A 20,397-nucleotide genomic window follows, 5' to 3' on the forward strand; every position below is an offset into this window, starting at 1 on the left:
CCCTGACGCGATGACGGATATGTCCATCGCGGCATGCCTGGGCGAGGACTTCCTCGCCCAGGCACTGCACCGTGAATACCGCCACGTACCCGGCGCGATCGACGTCGCTGGGATGATGACCTGGGACGACCTCAACCAGATCCTGGCCGGCCACCGCCTGGAACCGCCGCGCATGCGGCTCTCCCGCGACGGCGAGACGCTGCTGGTCGGCGGGTACACCACGCCGGTGGCCACCCGTCGCCACACCGTATGGCACCGCCTCCACCCGGCCGAACTGCACGCCCAACTCACCGAGGGCGCCTCCCTCGCCCTGGACAGCGTCGACGAACTCCACCCACCCCTCGCACGCCTCGCCGAAGCGATCGAGCGCGACCTGCGCACCCGCGTGCAGGCGAACCTGTACGCGTCCTGGACCAGCACCCAGGGATTCGGGGTCCACTGGGACGACCACGACACCGTCGTCGTCCAGATGGACGGCGCCAAGCGGTGGCGGATCTACGGAACGACCCGCCGTACCGCGACATCGACGACCCCGGCGAGGCACCCACCGATCCCGTGGCCGACCTGGTCCTCTACCCCGGGGACGTGCTGTACGTGCCGCGCGGCGTCTGGCACGCGGTCTGCGCCGACCAGGGCGTCCGCTCGCTTCACGTCACCTGCGGACTGCAGACCCACACCGCGACCGACCTGATGATGTGGGTGTCCGAGCAGCTGCTCACACACGAGGACTGGAGGCGCGACCTGCCACTGCTCGCCCCGCCAGACGTCCAGGCCGAGGCTGTGGATGGGATGCATAAGCGGCTTGCCGAACTGCTGGACGACCCGGCGCTGCTCGCTCGCTATCGGGCAGCGATGGACGGGCAGGTCGTCGGCCGGATGGTGCCGAGCCTGCCGTACATCGACGGCGTCCCCGCCGACCCGCGCCTTCGGGTCCGACTGACGACCGCCCGCGCGGTGCTGAATGTCGGCGAGGACGCGGTGACGCTGTCCGCCGCCGGCACCGTGTACGACTTCGCGCCCGAGGCGGAGGCGGTGCTGCGCCCGCTGGTCGACGGCCGCACCGTCGACCTGGCCACGCTCGCCGACTGCGCCGGCCTCGCCCTGGAGGACGTCGCCGGGCTGCTCCAGGAACTCGTTACCGGGCAGGCCGCCGTGGTGGGGAGCCTGGTGTGAGCGCACAACTCGCCTTGGGGACCTACCGGTGCCAGGCGATCCCGGAGGCGGCCGCCCGTGCGGTCGCCTCCGGCGCGCAGTGGATCGACACCGCCCCCAACTACGCGACCGGGCAGGCGCAGACCCTGCTGGCCCCGGCTCTGGCCGCCCACCCGGCCCTGCGGGTCTCCACGAAGACCGGGTACTTCACGGCGGCCACCGGCGCCGATGCCGTGGATGCCGGTGTCCTCACCGAGGACCAGGCCGCCGCCGGGCACAGCCTCGCCCCGGACTATGTGCGCTGGCAGACCGGCCGCAACCGCGCCCAGCTCGGGCGTAAGCGGCTGGACCTGGTCCTGCTGCACAACCCGGAACGGGCCCACCCCGGCGACCGTGCCGACCTGCACCGGGCGATCCGGGGCGCCTTCGAGGTCCTGGAGGAAGAAGTGGCGGCCGGACACGTAGCCGGGTACGGGATCGCCACCTGGTCCGGACTGGAGAAGGCGTTCACGGTGGAGGAACTGCTCGCCCTGGCCGGTGAGGTCGCCGGCGGACAGCAGTACCACCACCTGGTCGCCATCCAGCTACCGGTCAGCCTGGTGATGATGACGCCCATCGTCCAGGCCCTTCACGGCCAGGGCCCGCTCTGGGCGGCCGCCGGGGCAGGGCTGCGGGTGATGGCCTCCGCGCCGCTGCACGGCGGCGAACTGCCCACCATCGTCGACCAGGAGCTCGCCGACCTCATCCGGCCGGGCCTGACGCCCGCACAGGCGTGCATCCTCGCCACCGCGTCATGCCCAGGAGTGACGGACATCCTCATAGCCGCGTCCAGTACGCCACACTGGAAGGAAGCGACCGACGCGGTCACCCAACCCCCTCTGGATACGGCCCGATTGAGGGAGATCACCGATGTACTCGCCTCCCCCTGACCCAGACACCGAACAGCGCATGCGCGCCCACCACGCCAGCGCCGCCCAGGCTCTGGACGTCCGGACGGAGCCGGGCTCGGAGTTCTGGGGGTGGGCCGGACGCACCCTGGGAGCTCCAGCCCGCACCGCTGCCGAAGAGCCCGCCTGGCTGCGCCTGGTGTCCGCGCCGGAAGACAAGGCCTCAGGGAAACTCTGGGACGGCGCCCTGGACGCACAGCACGCCTTCGGCGACCTCGACGGTCACCGGCCCGCGCTCCTGAGCGTGCACGACGAAGTCGACGACACCACCGCCTACCGGGCGGAGCTGTCGGCCCGCGTCGACCAGCCGGTCCTGTCCAACGACCCCATCCTCCAGCACGACCTCCAACTGCCGGACTCCTGGTGGCAGGAGCTCGCTGGAGTGCTGGAGAAGGTGTCGGCGGTCGGCACCGGGCGCGTGGCCGTACGGCAGCAGTACATGGACCGGGCCATCCCCGAGTTCCTCGGCATTCCGGCCCCAGCCGTGACCTGCTGGACCTCCGCCCACTCAGACCTGCACTGGGCGAACGTCACAGCTCCGCTGAAGGTGTTGGACTGGGAAGGATGGGGGCGAGCTCCAGAGGGATTCGACGGCGCCACGCTCTACGCCTACTCGCTGCTCCAGCCGGAAACAGCCGCCCGCGTCCGCGCCGCCTTCCCCGTGCTCGGCAGCCCGGCCGGCCTCGCCGCCGAAGCGACCGTGTGCGCCCAACTGCTCCAGACCGTGGCCCGCGGCGACAACCTGGTCCTGGAAGGCCAGCTCCGGAACTGGGCTGAGGAACTGCGCCAGCGCTGACCGAGTTCGCAGGGTCCCTCCCACCCCACAGCCGCAGACGTCCCTGACCGCGGTTGCTCGCGGGCGACTGCCACGCTGCTGACGCTCACCTGCTGCTATCAGCACACCCACTCACACCCCACTGCCCAGTCACACAACCTTGTCGGGGTCGTCGAAGTCCTCCTGTGTCACTGGCCGCGCGCGCGGAGCCCGCCGTGGGAAGATCCTGCCCTTCCTCGGAGGGCTCGGCCGCCTTGGGCACGTCACGATGGGTGATGACGAAGTCGTCCGGCAGGTCGGCCATCGGCCCACCGGGGCGGGTTAGCCCCATCGCGCGGCCCTCCCTCAGCGCGTTGCGGGCCTTCATGAGGTAGTGGCGGCGCGTGTTCAGCGTGAAGTACCCGTTCGCCTGCAGGAACCCCGCATGCCGAGCGCGAGTGCTTTGAGTAGGAAGCGGTCGGGCCGGGAAGAAGGCCGGCGGCTTGCTTCCGGCTCTTCTGCGGGCAAAGCGGACTGGATTTCCCCGGCTGTCGACTGGAGATCACAGACCCCCTACGCTGCGTGGTCGGGGAGTAACGAGTTGGGGGGGCGCGGATGGCCGATCCGATTGAAACCGAAGCACCGGATGACACAGGGTCAGGCACGGTGCGACGGTTCGAATACCAGGTACACATCGCCGTGCAAGCAGTCCTGGAAATGCTCGTGGGAGGAACGGTCATTCACGTGACCTGCGAGCACATCGAGGACATAGCCGTGGCCCGCAGCGGCGACCCCCGGTGTACCGACGGTGGTGCGTTCTGGGATTTCCAGCAGATTAAAACCAGGGATGCCGTGGAGCCCTGGACGCTCACGGACGTGATTGCCAAGAAGCCCCTCAAGAGCCTGTGGCGCACGCACAAAACCGTGGCGAGCACCGGCCTGACCTACCAGCTGACCGCCGGCATCGAGGGCCATCTCGACCCAGCCGACGAGGCCGTCGTGGCCTTGGCCAAGGGGCAAGGCGGAGACAATGCGGCGTGCCGCAAGCGGGTCGCGAAGCACTTGGACGTCAAAGAGGACGCACTCACCGACTTCCTTCCCCTGGTGCGCATCAGGCCACTGCCACGACGCGGCGACATCGAGCTGCGCAACACACGGGTCCTGGCCGATCTCGGACCGGGGCTCACCATGGCGATGATCGACGCCCTCTACAACGAGTTGCTCCGGCGTACCCGCGATGCCACCCAAGGTCTTCCCGTAGCCCGGTGGACAGAGCTCTTGGTCCTCGACAATCCGCCCCCGGCTGTGCTGAACAAACGGCTCACCGCGGCGGCGGTTGCCGACGTGCGCCAGCGCCTGACTCGCCCCGACCACGTTCTACTGGAAGATCTTTCCCAGCAACTGCATGGTCCCGAGACCGCTCTTGTTCGCAAGCTCCGGGCGGGCGCGGCCTCCAGGGAGGTCATCGAGGAGGCGCAGATGCTCCGTGCCCACGCTGAGCGCCACCGCTTCAAGGAGCTGGCCCTGGGAGTCTGGCCCGGCGACCAAGCCACTGAGACCGACCTCGACCAGCGTCTGCTGCTGCTGGCCCGCCGCACCGGCCGGTCCCACAGAGGACAGCCCCAGCCCGCTGACGCCATCTTCGACGAGCTGCAGTGCATGCTCGATGCCAGCCCCGGCACGTACGACCACCATCCCCTCTACGCCCAGGACGGTGTGCTCCTGATGGGCAGGGCATGCGCGATCTCGGACGAGTGCAAGTTCAACTGGGGGAGCGATCGAGATGCTTCCTAGCGCTACCACGCCCGTAACCGCCGTGCCGCCCGCAAGGCTGCCTTCGGCCGATGCCCAAGCCCGCTTGCTGCTCCTCATCGATGTGTTCTCGGAAACCAAGACGGCCAAGGGCATCGAAGGACGTATGAAGCTTGCCAAGCTCGACTTCCTGCTGCGTTACCCGGACCGCTTCAACACGCTCATGGCTGTTCGACGGCCCAACGTCGACGCCGGCGAGAACCCGTGGCTGACCGGAACGATCGAGCAGAGCATGATCCGTTACAGGTACGGGCCCTGGGACCCCGCGTATTACACGCTGCTCGGCGCCCTCACAGGCAAAGGACTCATCGAGCCCAAACACGAGGACGCCATTGCGACCTACTGCACTACCCAGACCGGGCATGACGTGGCGCGTGCTCTCGCTGAAAGCGAGAGCTGGCGCCCGGTGCGCGACCGGGCAGTGCTGTTGCGCCGGTACTTCAACCTGACCGGCATCACCTTGAAAAACTTAATCTACGAGACGTTCCCCGACATCATCGAGGCGGACTGGGGGACCCACCTATGAGACTGCGTATCGAAGAGATCACCCTGGTCGGCACCAGCCGCACGATCCGCTTCGAACCCGGCATGAACACGATCGTGGGTTCCATGAGCGGCGGCAAGACTGCCACCGTCAGCTGCCTTCGGGCCCTGCTGGGCGCCGACGTGAGCGTCGTCCCCGAGCTTCGAGGACGGACGATCGCCGGCACCGTGCTGGTCGGAGATCGCCGATTCCGCATCGTCCGCCCCCTGGTCACCACAGCGAACGCCATGGTGGAGATCGCCGAAGTCGAAGGCCACCGGGAGGTCTGGCGGCTGCCCGCCAGCCAGCTTCAAGCCGGGTACGACGAGACGTTCCGTGACTGGTGGCGCGACGTACTGGAGCTGCCCCGACTCCGCGTCCCACGCGCCCCCAACGACGACAGGAGCCCCCTGGTTCCCGTCACTATCAGCGACTACCTCATGTACTGCGTCCTCAGGCAGAAGGAGATCGACTCCTCCGTCTTCGGAACCCCGGACAACTACTCCAAGAACATCAAGCGCAAGTACGTTTTCGAGATCCTCTACGGCCTCTACGACCCCGAGGCCGCCGGCTTGCGTGACCGCCTGCGCGAAGTCACCACAGAGCTGGCAGCCCTCACCGCAGATGCGAATACCCTGGAACGGATTCTCCTGAGCACCGCCTTCGTCTCCCGCGCCCAGCTGGAAGTTGAGCGCCAGGAGACCGAGCGGGAGCTTACCCACGCTCGCCAAGCCGATGTCCGCCTCACCGGCAACATCAACCTGACCGGGCCGACCACCGTCACGCTTCGCGAGCGGATCGCCGAGACGGAAGCAGAGATCGCCCGGATCGCCGGTGCGACCGAGGCCGAAGCCGTCTCCGTCACCAACCTCCGTGAACTGCATGGACAACTCATCGCCCAGAGCCGTCGACTCACCCGCGCGTTGGTCGCCGAGCGACTTCTCAACGACTTTGAGTTCCACACCTGCCCCCGCTGCGGAGCCGGTGTAGCGGACAGGGGAGACGAGCACTCCTGCCGTCTCTGCCTCCAGGCCCCACCCAACCTGCCGGCGCCGTCCTCGCTGGCCGCGGAACAAGACCGGGTCATCGAGCAGGTCACAGAGACCGAAGAACTTATCGCCCGGAGCACCCACCGCCTCGCTCAACTCCAGACAGCCCTGGCTACCCAGATCCAGCACCGGACAGACCTCGGTGCCCAACTGGACCGAGCAACTTCCACCTACATCACCGATCAGGCAGACCGCATCCGAAACCTCGCCGCCCAGCAGGCCCGACTCGAGGAGCACCTCGCCCGCCTGGACGACGGCCTAGCTCTCCACGACCGGCTAGCAGGACAGGCCGAACGGGTTGCGGAACTGGAACGCGAGCAAGAAGACCTCAACAGCAAAATCGACGCCACCCGCCACAGCAACCAGGCAGTCAGCGTACGCCTGCGGAAACTCGACGGTGCTTTCGAAGCCGCCCTCCGTAGCTTCGACGCACCCCGCTTCGACGATCAGCCAGGCTCCTACATCAACAAGAAGACGTACCTGCCTGTCGTGGACGGCCGCCCGTTCTCTGACCTGCAGTCGCAAGGCGTCGAGGTACTGGTCAACGTCGCCCACGTCCTTGCGCACCAACACGTGGCACTCAACGACCCCGACATCCCCTTGCCCAATCTCCTGATCATTGACGGCATCAGCAGCAACGTCGGTCACGAAGGCGTCGACCTTGAACGTCTGCGCAAGATGTATGCGAGCCTCCTGCGCACTGCCACCGAACACGTTGACCGTCTGCAGATCATCGTCACCGACAACGACTCCCCTCCCATCGAGGGCATTCATCGGTCGCTGGAGCTATCTGACACAGACCGACTCGTTCCTATGCCCCCTACCGAACCCGGTGACGAGCAGCCTGCAGACGCGCCGTCAGAGGAAGCTGGCACGTGACGACCTCAGCGGGGCCGGCAGAAGCACGGTGGGCCCCGCTGCCCAGTACGGCTATGTCCACCGCATCGCGATCGTGGACAGCTCCTCCACCCGTTCCGGGGGCAACGTCGCGGCCCGCCGCCTACTCGCCCTGCCGTTCAAGCGGGATCGGGGTATCGAAGACGTCTACGACGAACTCCGAGGTCCCGCTGCCTTCGAAGTCGACGTCGTAGCGGCTGTGCGGCAGGGTGTGGATCCTCACCCACCTGCCCTGATCCGTTGCATCCGCCGCCACCTGGAGCGCGCCGAGAATAGGACCGGCACCGCTGGCCCGCTGCTTACTCGTCCATGTGTGCAGGAGCTTCGCCCCTGCGGGGACAGCCCAGGTGCGAAGCTCGCCGCTGGCCGGAGCGGAAACCTCGTCACTGAGCAGCCGGATGACCCACCCGACGCCGCCATTACGTCCGCGCTCGTTCGACATGCGGATGCCGAGTCCGATCGTGTAAGCCCCTTCGAGGTACTCCTCGAGTTCCTCGTCGATCCCGCCGAAGACGACAGTCTCACGAACGACCTCGACTGGCCCGTACCCGGTGAAAGCCCCGAGCATCGGCGGGCACTTGTCTTTGAGGTACTGCTGCGTGGCCATGCGCACGGGCTTGGGGATCCGGTCCAGCACCTTTCCGAGGGCGCTTTCGTCGCGGTCAGCCAGGAAGGAGTTGAGCGCACTGACCAGTTCCCTGGTCAGGTGGAGGTCGCTCACAGCCCCACCGCGAGGGGCACTGCCGGCAGTCCTGGGGTGAGGCCGCCACTCGAGCCGGAAGGCGCTGGTGCGCATCGGTGCGGGTGCCGGGCCCGCCGGCAACTGGCGCACCTGTCGGCCAACAAGACGTTTAAGAACAAGTCGAGTCGTTCACCGGGGCGGACTCCCCAGTGGTTCTTCGTGAAGTGCAGCCACGCGCTCAACGCTGCCTGTAGCTCGATCACGGCTGTGCGGTAAAGGACTTCTCCTGCCGTGCCGACGTGCAGCCGCACGCCTTGGCCGGTCACCGTCCACCCCACGGGGAGCCGACGCGCAGGAGTGATCGGGGAGCCGTGAGCGAGGGTGCGCAGCATCGCTGCGACGCGTGGCGGAAGCCCTGATTTGGCAAAGCTGCCTCATCTGCCCTGTAGGACCGAGACGATGGGAATGATGCGTATGGCAGTCCTACCGCCGGTCCGCGCCTGGAGAGAGGAACGATGGATTGTCCTTGACATCCCAGATTGATTCGCCCGACAGCCCGTTTACCCGATTCACCGTGTTGCACCTGCCACGTCCGCGTGCGGCGATGGACACCTACCGTGCCGCAGCCCGCGCCGTGCAGCGGCCAGTGTCTTTGCCGGCGCCACCGCCCGGGGTGCGGCCGGTGTGGGGCACGCTCGGCGCGGCGATTGACCACCGACTGCGCTACGCTTTCACCTGCCAGCAGGCGATCGACGGTGCAGTCCGCGAAGGTGTTGTGAGCGCGGCCGCTTGGAGCGCGAGTATGCGGCGACCCGACGTCGCTGAGGCGATTCTGGCAACCGGCCGTGACCTGGAGCGTGAACTTCGCTTTCTGCTCAACCAGGAGCGGCCCGATGACCGGAATCAGCCGATACTGCTGGCCGCCACGACTGAGGAACGGCTGGTCCGTCTCTGCGTGGCGATGGTGTGGTTCGAGGAGGTCTACCGCTCCGGTGTTCTGTACCCGGGGTCGCCGATTGTGCAGCTGGCTGCCGAGCTGACGTTGCCCGCGCTGCTCGCCCAAGTTCCCGACTATGTGGTTGACGACCTCACGGCACAGGTACGACTCGCGGAGGACGCCCTCCGTGAACTGCGCATCGGCACCAAGGCTGAGGATTGCTATTCGGGGCCTACCTTCGCCGGCTCGCCCGCGGTGGGCGGTGCGGACGCAGACCTGATCGCCAGCCGACTGCTCCTGGACTTCAAGGCGCTGAAAGATCCCGTTCGACTTCGGCCAGCAGCGGCGTACCAATTGGCTGGGTACGCATTGCTGGATTTTGAGGATCTCTACGGCCTCGAGCGAGTCGGCTTCTACCTCACCCGCACCGGGCAGCTGGTCACCTGGGAACTAGGGGAGTTCGCAGGCTTGCTGGGTGCTCAGGCCCCGGTGCCCGAGCTACGGGCTGAGCTGTCCAGCCGCCTCGCCAGCAAAGGTCCGGACGCCGAGGTGTGACGGGTGCTTGTGGCAGTGCTCTCAGGATGTTTCCGCGCGCGAAGGAAGCAGCGCGACCCAGGGGGGCCATCCGCCGTGGTGAGCGCTCTGCGCACCCGCCGCGCCCTTCCTTCTCATCCGCACCCATGTTGCACGCCCTCGTCCCGGGCAGTCAGCGTGCCCGGGACGCCGTCGATGCTGCAACCCGGCCCGGCTGTCAGGGAATGTCCTACGGTTGCCCGCGCCGGACAGCACGTGCCAAGGATGGCGCGGGAGTATCTGGCCGAGCCCCTCGGGGACGAAAAGAGCGCGGGGAGCCATGCTCCGCGGAGTGCTGGCCCGGCGGCAGGAAACAGCCGCGTGATCCTCCGCTATCGATGCCCGGTGCTCGCGGAGCTGTCGGAGAACCGGCAGGTGCCTGCACTGATCCACCGCGCTCATTTCGAGGCGGAAACCCGCTTGTGGGTGCCGGTCCTCTCAGCCCTGGAGACATACCGTGTACGGCCAGGGCTGAGAGGACACATGGGTCACTGCAGTCACCGGTTGGAGAACCCCGGCTTCATCCGCAGCACGATGATGACGAGCACGTGGGACGACGGCTGCGGGCCCCGGTGAGGTCATTGCACGGTCTGCTGGGCGGGAGCCGGGCATACATCAACAGAGCTAATGGTTCCGCGGGGCTTGCCTTATCAGGGGATGTACTCCTCCATGAGCTTGCCCAGGTGCAGGATCATCGGTAGTCGGGTGGCCTTCGTGGTGTGGGAGTGGAAGCGGCGGAGTGTTTGCACGTACAGCGCCACCTGGTCCGGGTCGTCGCCGTCCTGGAGGAAAGAGGTGTGGATGTGCAGCGAGGTGGGGTTCTGGCCGTTCTTGCTGTCATTGCCCGGCCCGGACAGCTTGCTGACACCCTTGGGTAGCTGGCTGGTGTCGGGGCGGGGGTTGATGGCCAGGTAGCCGCGTTCCTTCCACCGTGCGACACCGGAGAACCGCCCCCATCCGTATGGCAGCTCGGGAAGCGCTGGGGCGGAATTCGCCGCTGCGACATCACCGACCTCGCCGCTCACGTCATCGCCCACCGCGCCTGAGCCGTCAGTGGTGTCTAGGGGGGAATCCTCTTGGTCCTGCCTGCCATCGGCGCCATCGAGGCCGGCGGCAGGCTCGGCAGCTTCCGGGGCGGGACCGATGCCGAAGCCGTGGGGCAACTCGTCGTTGTTGTCGTTGATCCGCACAATGCGCAGGCCCCGCAGGCTCGCCGGCGTGCGGGGGACAGGCATTGCTTCGGGGTCGGTGAGTGAGACTCCTGGCCACACGAGTTCGTCGGGGGTGATGTGCTGGTTGGACAGCCAAGGCCAGATCCCCTTGTTGCGCAGCGTCGCGGCGCGGGCGATGAAGAGCCGGTCGTGGGTGTCGTCCTCGGCGAGGGCACCGCGCAGGAAGCAGGTGAGCGCCTCCTGGTCGGTCCGCTTCACCTTCCCGCGGCCCTCCGTCAGCGCCGCGGGAACCAGTTCGATGGGGATCTCCGGTTCGACGGGGTGGTTCTGGCTCGGGATCAGCTGACCAGTCGCGGTGCCGTCGGTACGCATCCGGAGCAGCATAGGAACGAAGTGAGGTCCTGCGTGGGACAGCCACAGCGCGGATACTTCCAGCGGCGCGGTGCCGAACAGCGGGGGAACCACAGGAAGGCGGCCCAGCTGCCTGAGCAGGTCCAGCAGCGCTGCAGTGATGCGCTCGATGTCCTGCTTGCGTACCTCGGTGTTCTCGAAGGGGTGCAGGCCGGTGCTCTTCGCGTCCGGGTTCGGATCTCGGTTGACGGGCTTGACGATCTGGACCAGCCGGTTGCACCGGGACGGCAGGGCGTTCTTCAGCGGCTTCTTCGGGTCCTCCAGCCGGGCGGCCTTGTAGTAGCCCGGGCCCTCCAGCTCGATCAGGCAGCCCACCGGCCGGTCGCCGGGAGGGAATTCGTCCTGCCACAGCCGCGCGCGTTCCTCAAGGGCGGCCTGACGGGCCCGGCGGCGCTTGTCCGGGTCGCTGTCGGTGGCCTTGGGCCAGCCGCCCAACAGCAGCCCGGGCTTGGCCAGGCGCAGCCGGACGCTGAACTCGTTGCCGCGGTAGAAGCTTTCGAGCGCGTCGTCATCGTCGGCAGCGATGTGCACCAGGCCCAGGATCCGGGTGAGCACGAGGTGGACGGCGTCGGCGGTGCGCGGCGTCGCGTGCCACAGCTCGATCGGGTACTCGACACCCTCCTGGGTGCGTTTCTTCGGCAGCCGCCGCGAGAGCGGCTTCACCTCCTGCGCCGGGGTGACCGGCACGAGGTGGTGCTCTTCAAGAACCGGGGCCAGGGCCTCGAAGACGGTCAGGTGGTCGATCGGCTGGAAGCCTGTCCCGGTGGGATGTCCACCAGTCTCCCGCGCCCCACTGTCGTCGCCGTCCTCGTCCTCCTTGAAGTAGTTGTAGCCGGTGCTGTGCTGTAGGAACGCCCGGGGCTTGGACCCTTGGCCGTCCCCGGCCTCGCTCGGGGAGGCGAAGCGGGCCGGGTCCTTGCGGACCTGGTCAGGCAGCGGAAACAGATCCGAGCTGGGGAGCCGTGACAGGATCTGGGGCAGGCCGGGCTTCCACGTCCACCGCATCTCGTCCTTGACACCGGTCACGGTGACCGGGGCGCGCAGCAGTGTGTCCCGCTCGGTGCCGCGCAGCACGCCGCTTGGTGCGTACAGCAGCATGGTGGCGGTGGCGGGCTCGTAGTGGCTGCGCCGTGGGATGTAGGCGGGCTGGGTGGCTGCCATGCGCGCGACGTGCGGGATCACCCGCACCAGCAGCCGCTCGTCGTGGGGGAGTGTCACCACGTTGAAGCGGAGGTAGTGGGTGCTGTAGCCCTGCTCGCCGCTTCGTGCCAGGCGGGTCGGCGGCCACAGGAACACTGACCGGTCACCGTCGGGCGAGGCCGGTCCCATGACCCACGAGGATCCCTGGTCGGTGTCGCGGCCGCCCAGCCGGCGGCCTTGGTCGACCCAGCTGGCGGCAAGAAACGTCGCCAGCATCTTGTAAGCGGCCTCGCTCGGCTCGGCGGTGCTGTTGGCCCGCACGCCGCGCTCGAGCAGGTCAGGGCGGGCTGGCTTCCACTGCAGCTGCAGCGCCTCGCCGATGATCTCGCCCCAGGGGACGTCGCCCTGGTGCGGGGCGACGTGCCCGCAGACCCACGCCTCCAGCGCGAGCGCCACCACGGTGGTATCGGCCGACGGGCGCATCGCGCGCAGCCAGGCGTCGGCGCGCAGGTCGGTAGAGACAGCCAGCAGCGCCGGCTCCAACTCCAGCAGCAACTCCGTGAGCGCCCACGTCGGCAGACGGTCCTTGCGGCGCGCTTTCGGATTGGACGCCCAAGCCCGCTCCAGGCGGGGGAGCAGGCCGGCGGGGAATGCCGCACTGTGCAGCTCGCACGGCCACCACCCGTCCGGCTTCGCCGCGAATAGCGGGAACTGGATCCCGCTGAAGGGGATCCTCGGGCGCTTCGGTCGCTCGGTCATCGGCTCCAGTCCATGGTCTCGAAGAGGTTGCCCAGCAGGCCCCAGGTCGCACTGGCGATCTCGTGCTCTAGCCGCCGTCCGGGCAGCGCGCCCGGCTCCGGGGGATCGAGCAGCCGGTTGATCAACTGCTGGCCCGCGACCAGCACGCTAGTGCGGTCGGTGTCCTCGGCCGTTTCACGCCGATTGGCGGCCCGGGGCGCGAACGCGGCGTCGATGAGGTAGATCCGGGTCGGCACGTTGCCGCGGATCGTGCGCCCGAGCGTCTGATAGAGCTGCACCATCAGGTCGCTGACGAACGCTCGCCGAAGGTCGTCGCGGGCCAGGCGGGAGAAGAACAGCGGCTGCCCCATCAGGGTCAGCCACAGGCCGCGGGCATCGGCGCGCAGCAACTGGGCCTGCTTGCTCAGATCCACGCCCGGCGCAGTGCCGTCCACTGGCTTCAGCAGCCGCTGCATCGCGTATTGGTTGAGAACGGCGAGCGGGAACGACAGGTCGTCGGCGGGCGGGTGCAGCCTGGCGAGGTAGAACAAGGCGCCGAACGCCGCCACCCGTCGCTCGTTGAGGACGTTGTGACCGCGCTGCAGCGACCCCTCTGGGGCGACCATGACATCGGCATCTGTCGCGGCGAAGCGCCAAATGCGCCGGTAAGCCAGCCCGTACCGCCCAGGGGCCTGGGAGTCGGGGGTGACGTGGCGGGCCGCCAGGCGGGTCCTGACATTCATGTGCTGTGCGCACGCGGCAGCGTCCTTGCCGCTGAGTGTGACGAACGCGAGCCGCTGACGATCGGGGTCCAGCCGGTCACGCACCTGGTCGACCAGCGACCTCGAAGCCCCGGGCGCGGGGTTGCAGATCGCGTCCAGGACGGCGCGCAGCGCGTCCTCCCGCTGCTGACGGCCACCGGCGCCGGACACGACGATGCCCTTGTGGTCGCCGGGTCGGTACTGCGGCCGAAATAGCATCCGGCTCTCACGCAGTGCCTGCGCGCACGGCTCGGGTTCACGCAGGATCAACTGCGGAGTGATAGCCACGTGGTAGCGCGCCGAGCCGGGCATCCAGCTGGTGGCAGAGGTGAGCACCACGTTGGGGCCCTCGATACCCTCGCACCCCAGCAGGTCGTGCAGGTGGTAGAGCAGCCAGCGGCCCACCCCGCGCAGCCACAGGATCTCCAGCGACCCGCTGCTTCCGTCCCGGTTCGGCTTCCACTGCAGCGCCAGCATGTTGCCCATGGCCTGCTCGGGCACGAGCATCTGCAGGTCGGGCGGCGGCTGGTGCTTGAAGAAGCTGTCGGCCGCCTCCATCGGCATCTGCTTCTGGACCGCGGGCAACAGTGAGTTGGCGCCGAAGAAACTCGTCGTGATCCGCGCCGACCAGATGCCGGCCGTGAGCAGCCGCACCAGCTGCGGCAGCATCTGCTCAACCCAGTCGTCGACGTTCCCGTCCTTGCCCTTCGGCGCGTGTTCGAGCAGCCACCCCTCGGCCGCTTCCTTCACGGTCCACTCGGTGTCGTAGCCGGCCGTCATCGCGGTCAGCAGACGGTCCAAGTGACCGGGAGGCGCCTTGAACGGGTCCCGGGCCAAAGGCGCGAGGAACTCGTCGAAGAACCGGTCCGCGGCCTCTTCCTCCCTGGCCTGGTCCGGCCGCTCATGCAAGGTGGTGATCCCGTGCAAGGAACGGGCCAGCCGGTTCAGCAGCGAGAAGCCGCTGAATGGACCCTCCGTGACGATCTCCGTCAGCAGATCCTCACCACCCGGGCCCCTGCCCCGCCCACTCCCGCCCTTGCCCTGGCTCTTGCTCCTCTTGCCTGGCGGAATCACCAGCAGCGGGTACAGGCCGGCCAGTGCCTGGTAGTGCCGCAGCATGTAACCCTGGTAACGGCGCACATCAGGATGGGTCAGCGGCTGATGCCAGGCGGCATCGAGACTGTCATGACAAGCGATCGCCGTGCGGGCGCTCCAGCCACCAGGGAACGTGAGCGGCTCCTGCAGCATGAACCGCTGGTCGAAATCGCCCATCACCTTGTCGGCCTCGTCGACCAGCAGCAGGCCCAGCTCGTGCTGGATCGCCTCGATCTGCCGCGCCCGGAAGGAGGAGCCATCCATCCGGCTGCTCACCAGACCAGAAGATGTCATAACCCACACCTGCGCATCCGGGACGGCGCGAGCTGCGGCCTGCTGCGGACACACGTGCGTCAACGGGCAGTCGTGCAGCTCGCGCTTGCCCGGCAGCTTCAGCCGCCCGCGGCATGGGAAGTCCTCCTCCCGCAACGGCGCGTCACCGCGCCCGGCACCGGTACGCAGCGGCTCGAGCAGGCACATCGATGTGGTGAACTCCGCTGCCGGATCCAGCTCCGGGCCGGGCAGCGTCTGCCCGGCGTCCACGTCGTACAGCTCATCGCGCCAGTAGCTCTCCACGTGGCGTTCGCGGGTGGTCCGGCCGATCAGAGGGACGGCGCGGATTCCCAGCGCGCGCAGGAACCGCACCTTGGCCAAAGCGGCGCTGATCGACGGCATCACGTAGCCCACTCGCAGTCCGCGGCGGACACCGATGAACGCCAGCCCGTCCAGCAGGGTGCTCTTGCCCGCGTTCATCAATCCGACCGTGTGGGCGATCCCGTCAATGGTGAACACACCCAGGTCGTCGGCAAGCCGCCCGGCCGCTTGGTCGACACGCGAGAACGTCATGTTCTCAAATCGACGTTCGAAGTCGCGGTCACTGATCTGCGGGTGTGACTCCAGGGCCCGGTCCATCTCTTTGAAAGCCTGCGCCAGATCGTCGCGGGTGACAGGGAACGGCTCCCGGACGCGGCTCGAGCGGGCAACTAGCCGTTCGGTCGGCGGGGCGGCCTGGATCCAGGCCGGGATCCGCAGGCTCTCGACCGCACCGTCGCGTCGTTTGAAGAAGCACTCGGCGCCCGGCGGTACTGGTTCGTGGGCCGGCTCGGTGGCGTAGGGAACTGCGTCGGTGAGCGCAGCCCGGTAGATGCCTTCTCGCTGGGGAAGGTGCGGTGAGGGGTAACGTTCGAAGGGGGTGCTGTTGAAGACCCGGTGCCCGGGCGGGCCGGTGGTGGTGAACATACGCAGCTCGACTGGGACTTTGCGGTACTCGTTCAGCCGCTCGCGCCACTGGCCGCCACGTGCTGCGTCACCCATCCGAAGCCGTACCCGCCGCACGACCTCCACGCCTGCCGGCCCCAGGTCGGCATAGTGGTTGAGCGCCGTCCACAGCGCGCCGACGGGCTGCCCGGTCAGATGCTGTTCCAGATAGAACAAGCCGAGCTCGAGCTGGCAGAACTCGGCCGACGACAGGTCACCCAGCCGCTCCTCCAGGCCGGTCTGCTGGAGGTCTGCGACCAGGCCCTCGTACCACTGCGAGCCCATCCTCACCACGGGGTGCCTCCAAGAGCCCGCGCGTGCGCCTTGGAGACGAAGTCGTCCTCGGAGATGACCCGGACACCATCGCTGCGGCCCTGCATTTCCCGCTTGAGGTCGTCGACATAGTACTTCTGCTCAAACCGGTGCCGGGGCAGGATCAGGCACCGATGTCGTGCCCGCATGCGGCGGTCCCATCTGAACGAGCGCCCCAGCATCGTCGCGCTCGTGCAGTCCTTGGCATCCCCAGCCCACCACTCGGACCGATCCGGCTCATCCGGCGCGGCCGGATCGGGGAACTCCACGGCGACGTCGCAGGCGTCCATGCCAGGCCACTTGTGCAGGCGGAGCAGGCCTTCCGGCAGGTCCCCGAAGGCATCGAACAGGCGCTTTTCCACCAAGCCCGGGTCGTGCATGCAGATCCGCACGCCGCGGTGCTGCACGTAGTAGCCCTCCAGCACCTTGAGCTGCTTGATCTCCGGAGCTCCGGCACAGCCGGGCGTCCCGCACATCTCAACGCCCTCGTGCAGGGGGTTGCCGCACTCGCTGCAGACCTGGCAGGACGCAGGCCCGCCGGTCTTGCGGTACTGGTAGGCGGCGTCAAAGAAGTCCCGCACATGCAGGCGGCCGTGACGGTCCACCTCCTTGAACCGCCTCGTGAGCTGGTTCAGTTCGAGATCGGATACCACCGGGCTCTCGATCAGGAACAACCGCAGAGCCACGTAGGCCTCCTGGACTTCCTCCTCCGTACGCCCGTGCAACTCCGCCACGGCTTGCAGCTTGGCGAACGTCCGGTTCTCGTTGAGCTCGGCCTCGGCGTCCGACCGGGGCGCGAGCCGGGCGGCCTCATCCGCGAACGCCGACAGTTCCTCGTCGTCGATCAACAGGCTCTCTGCATCGCTGTCGGAGACATCCAGTCGAACGGGCCAGCGCCCCAGCGGCAGCCTGCACCAGGCGAAGACGTCCATGTCGCTGGCCGGCGGCTCGGTTCCCTGCTCCAGCGCTCGCCACCACAACCGCGTCACACCCGTGCGCCATGCTTGAGGGAGCAGGCCGGTCGTCGGCTCCGCCCCTTCACGGACGCGCTCGCGCTCCCACAAGATCCGTGCCAGGCCGGCCGCCAGCAGTTTCAACGTCATGTAGTCGTCGGCGATGTTGCTGCCGACCTCGGCCAGCCGCTCGCGGGCTGCCTGGTGCACCGTCACCCGCGCACCGTATACACCCGCTTACCGAAAGCAACGTTTCTGTCAGTCAGGGGTCACCCTTTGGAAGGGTGAGACACGGAGCCGCGGCCGCGAGCAGGGGCGAGCATGGTAGAACGCCCCCGGTTCCTGATGTCCCGCCTGAGGAGGCCAGGTCTGTCCGTCGTCGTGCCCTGCCCTGGCTGCCGGCCGCCATCCGGCACGGCCGGTGGCGTGGGCGGTCGCATCCTGTCCGGATGGCAGGACCTCGTTGTCGACCCGGTTGTGCAGGCAATGGCTATGAACTCACTGCGATGCGTCGCTGTCGTTGACGTAGAAGGCGAAGTAGAACAGGGAGGTGTTCAGGTCGGTTCCCTGGTGGCCGAGGATCTCGTTGTAGAACTGCACCTCGGAGATCTTCCGGCTGGCGAACTTGCGGTAGGCGACGGCGGCGTACGCCTCACGCAGTTCTCGCGGGGTGATCGGCTGTCCGTCGGCGTCGGTGAAGGTGCGCTTGGCGACGATGCCGACCTCTTTGCCGAAGCGCTGCGAATAGGTCTTGTTGTCCAGAGCGGGATCGACCTTCTCGCGGATGCGGGTGACGGTCTCAAGGACGAGCTCCCGCTCTGCGAGCATGGGGATGGAGTAGGAGGCCGCGGCGCGCTCGGTCTCACGCGTCTTGGTCTGCCCGCTGAACAGGACCCGCAGAGCGTCGGCGGAGTCAGGTTCGAAGCCGCTCACGCAGCCGACCTCGTAGGGGCGGCGGCCGGTCAGAGCCACGACGCCGGTGATGGCTGCGGCGTTGGACCACCGGACCTTCGCGTTGTAACTCAGCAGCGCCACGGCCCGCTCGATGTGCTCGTGTGCGTTCAGCGGCCGCTGATTGCGGTGCCGTTCCTCGCGCTGCTCCTGCTGGTGCTGGCGGTACTCCGTCACGCGGGCAGCCGAGTACTTGAACTTCTCCAGGACGGGGGCGTCCTCGCCCAGTTCGGCTTTGATCACGTTCCGGTAGTCGGTGATCAGGCTGCGGTTCGTGGTCGGGGCGTAAGGCTCGCCGGTCTTCGGATTTACCCGCCGGTGGATGGCCGACAGTTCGGTGAGCACAGCCATGTGCACCCTCTGCTCGTCGGAGCCGGCGTCACGGATCTTGGCCACGAAGCGGTCGATCCGCTCCCTGTCCGTCGGAGTCAGCATGTGAGGCCCTTCAGGTCGCGGTCTTGGGTGCAGCCCAGGGACGGCGCGCAATCAGCCGCGCCGAGTCGAGAACCCCGGTATCTTTGGGGTCATGCCCCAAAGATACCGGGGGAGTGGGGTGTGGCACAACCGCGACACGCCACCCGCAAAAGCCCTCCACGCCCCGAGCACCGCCACCGTCGGATCCCGCACCCGACCCGGACGCTGTCGTCCCTCCGCCTAGTGGCGCCAGACCGGTCCGTCCGCGTCCACGACGCCCACCCGCGCGAGCAGCAGGACGATCTCGCGGCCCGTCAGGCCCCCACCTGTATCGGCGAGGACCTCCGCCATCGCAGTGACCGCGGCTGCGCCAGGTAGCGAGAATCCTCCTGGCAGTGGCGGTCATCTTCCCCCCCGGATCTGCCACCTGCGAGGGCCAGGTCGTGGACCCCGTGTCCCGCCCCGCCATCCGGAAATCCCCGTCGGCCCCAGACGGCCGGTCCGCGCTGACATCACACGCACCACCAGAACACAGACTGCCCCCACTCGCCCGAGCAGCGCCGCTGAGGGTACGCGATCTGGCAGCAGCCGAACGGCGTGCAAGAAGTCGCAGCCACACCGGCGCCCACCGTCCACGGGCGGCGACTTCGCGAAGGCTGACGGTGATACCGGGACGGGTGCTACGTTGGGCGGCGGGGGAGTGGCACAGCGCATCACACCGGACCAAACAGCCCCAAGGGCACACGTTTTGGTGCGGTCAGTCGCAGGGGTGGGAGTCGCGCCGCTCGGACAAGCACGATCAGTAGTGGGGAACGTGGCACGAGCAAGGTCGCACTCGGCGGCAGGGCAGATGACCGGATGCGCAGACCACGGGTGATCTCGCCGCCATCGTCACCGACAAACGGGAAGCAGTTGTCGTGGCTTGTGCTCTCGCATCGGACCTGCTGGCCGACATGGGAGCCCACCAGCCGCACATCCTGACCCCTGAAGGAGACATCCTCGGACTTCTACCGCAAGAGCGTCCAAACTTTCGAATTTTTGTCAGGTTCCTGACATTCCTAGGTTCGGCCCCCCTCCGCACCCAAATTCCCGTGAAATGGCAGCGTAATTGAGGAAGAGAATAGACCCCTATTTGGCGAGAGGTAAATAGAGGTCCTCCTCGGCTGCGAGGGCCGAGCCGTGTCACCGAAGAACCCATCGCACAGGCCCCCCAACTCCCGCCAGCGCCGCGGGAGGGCGCCCGCAGGGACAACGGAGGCCGCGCACCGCCGGGATCCATCTAGGGAGCAGCTCCCGTCGGCCCGCCAACCAGCGCACCCCGCTAGCCGTCGTGGCGACCGCCGCGCCACCATCCGGGCACCCCTCCGACCCATGGCGCGCCGAAGTGTTGTCAGGCCCCTGACATTATGGAGTCGCCGCGTCCACTGGGCTTTGCCCAAGGGGAGCGACGCGAGTACCCACCCATAAGCACCGCCCAGACGCCCCAGCAGGGGACGGGGGCCCCTACGTTTGCACCAAGAACCCTCTTTTTCCCACTCCTTCCACCCGGACCCATTTCATAAAACCCTGTCAACTATTCTTCAAAGAAGCGACGGTGAGGACTTTTCGAGGAGATGAAAATTCAAATGAGAGGGCATCAGGGAGCGTCAATTGATCCCACTTTGATCCCACTAAAACCCGAACCATTTTCCTATAAATGGGGTTGAGGGGAAATCAGGAAGGCAGAAAGGGAAGGGAGTTGGAGAAAAGGGAAGGGCTCGGATTAGGGAAATGGGAAAATGAGGGAATCGAATTAAAAATGAGAGTTTGGGGGTAAAATTAAATGAGAGTTTGGGGCTTTACCCCAAACTCTCAAGAGAGTTTGGGG

General features: G+C 67.4%; 11 protein-coding genes and 1 pseudogene. 7 read left to right on the plus strand and 5 right to left on the minus strand.

Annotated features, from left to right (window positions below; all coding sequences use genetic code 11):
- Positions 1-10: 10 nt before the first annotated feature.
- The 6 genes and pseudogenes from ACIQD6_RS35680 (at position 11) to ACIQD6_RS35705 (ending at position 7,116) form a co-directional block, all read left to right on the plus strand.
- Positions 11-1,173: pseudogene (locus tag ACIQD6_RS35680) on the plus strand (JmjC domain-containing protein).
- Positions 1,170-2,081 carry an aldo/keto reductase gene (locus ACIQD6_RS35685; RefSeq protein ID WP_401891095.1) on the plus strand — a complete coding sequence of 304 codons (912 nt, stop codon included), beginning with the start codon at positions 1,170-1,172 and terminating at the stop codon, positions 2,079-2,081. The pseudogene ACIQD6_RS35680 and the gene ACIQD6_RS35685 overlap by 4 nt, the downstream one beginning before the upstream one ends.
- Before the next feature lie 19 nt (positions 2,082-2,100).
- Positions 2,101-2,895: a hypothetical protein gene (locus tag ACIQD6_RS35690; protein ID WP_401891096.1), complete on the plus strand. Its 795-nt coding sequence runs from the start codon at positions 2,101-2,103 to the stop codon at positions 2,893-2,895.
- 573 nt (positions 2,896-3,468) lie between these two features.
- A complete protein-coding gene (locus tag ACIQD6_RS35695) occupies positions 3,469-4,647 on the plus strand; it encodes a dsDNA nuclease domain-containing protein (RefSeq protein WP_401891099.1) in 1,179 nt (392 codons plus the stop codon).
- Between the two features lie 64 nt (positions 4,648-4,711).
- On the plus strand, positions 4,712-5,191 hold the full coding sequence (locus ACIQD6_RS35700; RefSeq protein WP_401891102.1) for a hypothetical protein: 480 nt from the start codon (positions 4,712-4,714) through the stop codon (positions 5,189-5,191).
- The gene (locus ACIQD6_RS35705) at positions 5,188-7,116 is read left to right on the plus strand and encodes a hypothetical protein (protein ID WP_401891104.1); all 1,929 of its coding nucleotides are present in this window, start codon (positions 5,188-5,190) and stop codon (positions 7,114-7,116) included. Before ACIQD6_RS35700 ends, ACIQD6_RS35705 begins: the two co-directional genes overlap by 4 nt.
- Positions 7,117-7,237: 121 nt before the next feature.
- Here ACIQD6_RS35705 and ACIQD6_RS35710 read toward each other — a convergent pair whose 3' ends face one another.
- Positions 7,238-7,855, minus strand: coding sequence for a hypothetical protein (locus ACIQD6_RS35710; RefSeq protein WP_401891107.1), 618 nt, complete (start codon positions 7,853-7,855; stop codon positions 7,238-7,240).
- A gap of 487 nt (positions 7,856-8,342) precedes the next feature.
- Here ACIQD6_RS35710 and ACIQD6_RS35715 point away from each other — a divergent pair, with 487 nt between their 5' ends.
- Positions 8,343-9,308, plus strand: a complete 966-nt coding sequence (locus tag ACIQD6_RS35715; protein ID WP_401891110.1) for a hypothetical protein — start codon at positions 8,343-8,345, stop codon at positions 9,306-9,308.
- Between the two features lie 668 nt (positions 9,309-9,976).
- Here the strand turns inward: ACIQD6_RS35715 and ACIQD6_RS35720 are convergent.
- From ACIQD6_RS35720 to ACIQD6_RS35735, 4 genes are all read right to left on the minus strand, one after another.
- Positions 9,977-12,808, minus strand: coding sequence for an RNaseH domain-containing protein (locus ACIQD6_RS35720; protein WP_401891113.1), 2,832 nt, complete (start codon positions 12,806-12,808; stop codon positions 9,977-9,979).
- Entirely contained in the window at positions 12,805-16,185 is a 3,381-nt protein-coding gene (locus ACIQD6_RS35725) for a hypothetical protein (protein ID WP_401891114.1), read from the minus strand. The genes ACIQD6_RS35720 and ACIQD6_RS35725 overlap by 4 nt, the downstream gene beginning before the upstream one ends.
- A gap of 2 nt (positions 16,186-16,187) precedes the next feature.
- Positions 16,188-17,381 (minus strand): hypothetical protein, encoded by a 1,194-nt coding sequence (locus ACIQD6_RS35730; protein WP_401891117.1) that lies wholly within the window; start codon positions 17,379-17,381, stop codon positions 16,188-16,190.
- A gap of 282 nt (positions 17,382-17,663) precedes the next feature.
- Complete coding sequence (locus tag ACIQD6_RS35735; RefSeq protein WP_401891120.1) at positions 17,664-18,551, minus strand: protelomerase family protein; 888 nt, start codon at positions 18,549-18,551, stop codon at positions 17,664-17,666.
- Between the last annotated feature and the right edge of the window lie 1,846 nt (positions 18,552-20,397).

This window comes from Streptomyces sp. NPDC088400 (assembly GCF_044753355.1).
Taxonomy (GTDB): domain Bacteria; phylum Actinomycetota; class Actinomycetes; order Streptomycetales; family Streptomycetaceae; genus Streptomyces.

Bases quoted from the DNA above. Each gene is read 5' to 3' on its own strand.
- ACIQD6_RS35690 (WP_401891096.1), top strand. From the start codon at position 2,101: ATGCGCGCCCACCACGCCAGCGCCGCCCAGGCTCTGGACGTCCGGACG.
- ACIQD6_RS35695 (WP_401891099.1), top strand. From the start codon at position 3,469: ATGGCCGATCCGATTGAAACCGAAGCACCGGATGACACAGGGTCAGGC.
- ACIQD6_RS35705 (WP_401891104.1), top strand. From the start codon at position 5,188: ATGAGACTGCGTATCGAAGAGATCACCCTGGTCGGCACCAGCCGCACG.
- ACIQD6_RS35720 (WP_401891113.1), bottom strand. From the start codon at position 12,808: ATGACCGAGCGACCGAAGCGCCCGAGGATCCCCTTCAGCGGGATCCAG.
- ACIQD6_RS35725 (WP_401891114.1), bottom strand. From the start codon at position 16,185: ATGGGCTCGCAGTGGTACGAGGGCCTGGTCGCAGACCTCCAGCAGACC.
- ACIQD6_RS35735 (WP_401891120.1), bottom strand. From the start codon at position 18,551: ATGCTGACTCCGACGGACAGGGAGCGGATCGACCGCTTCGTGGCCAAG.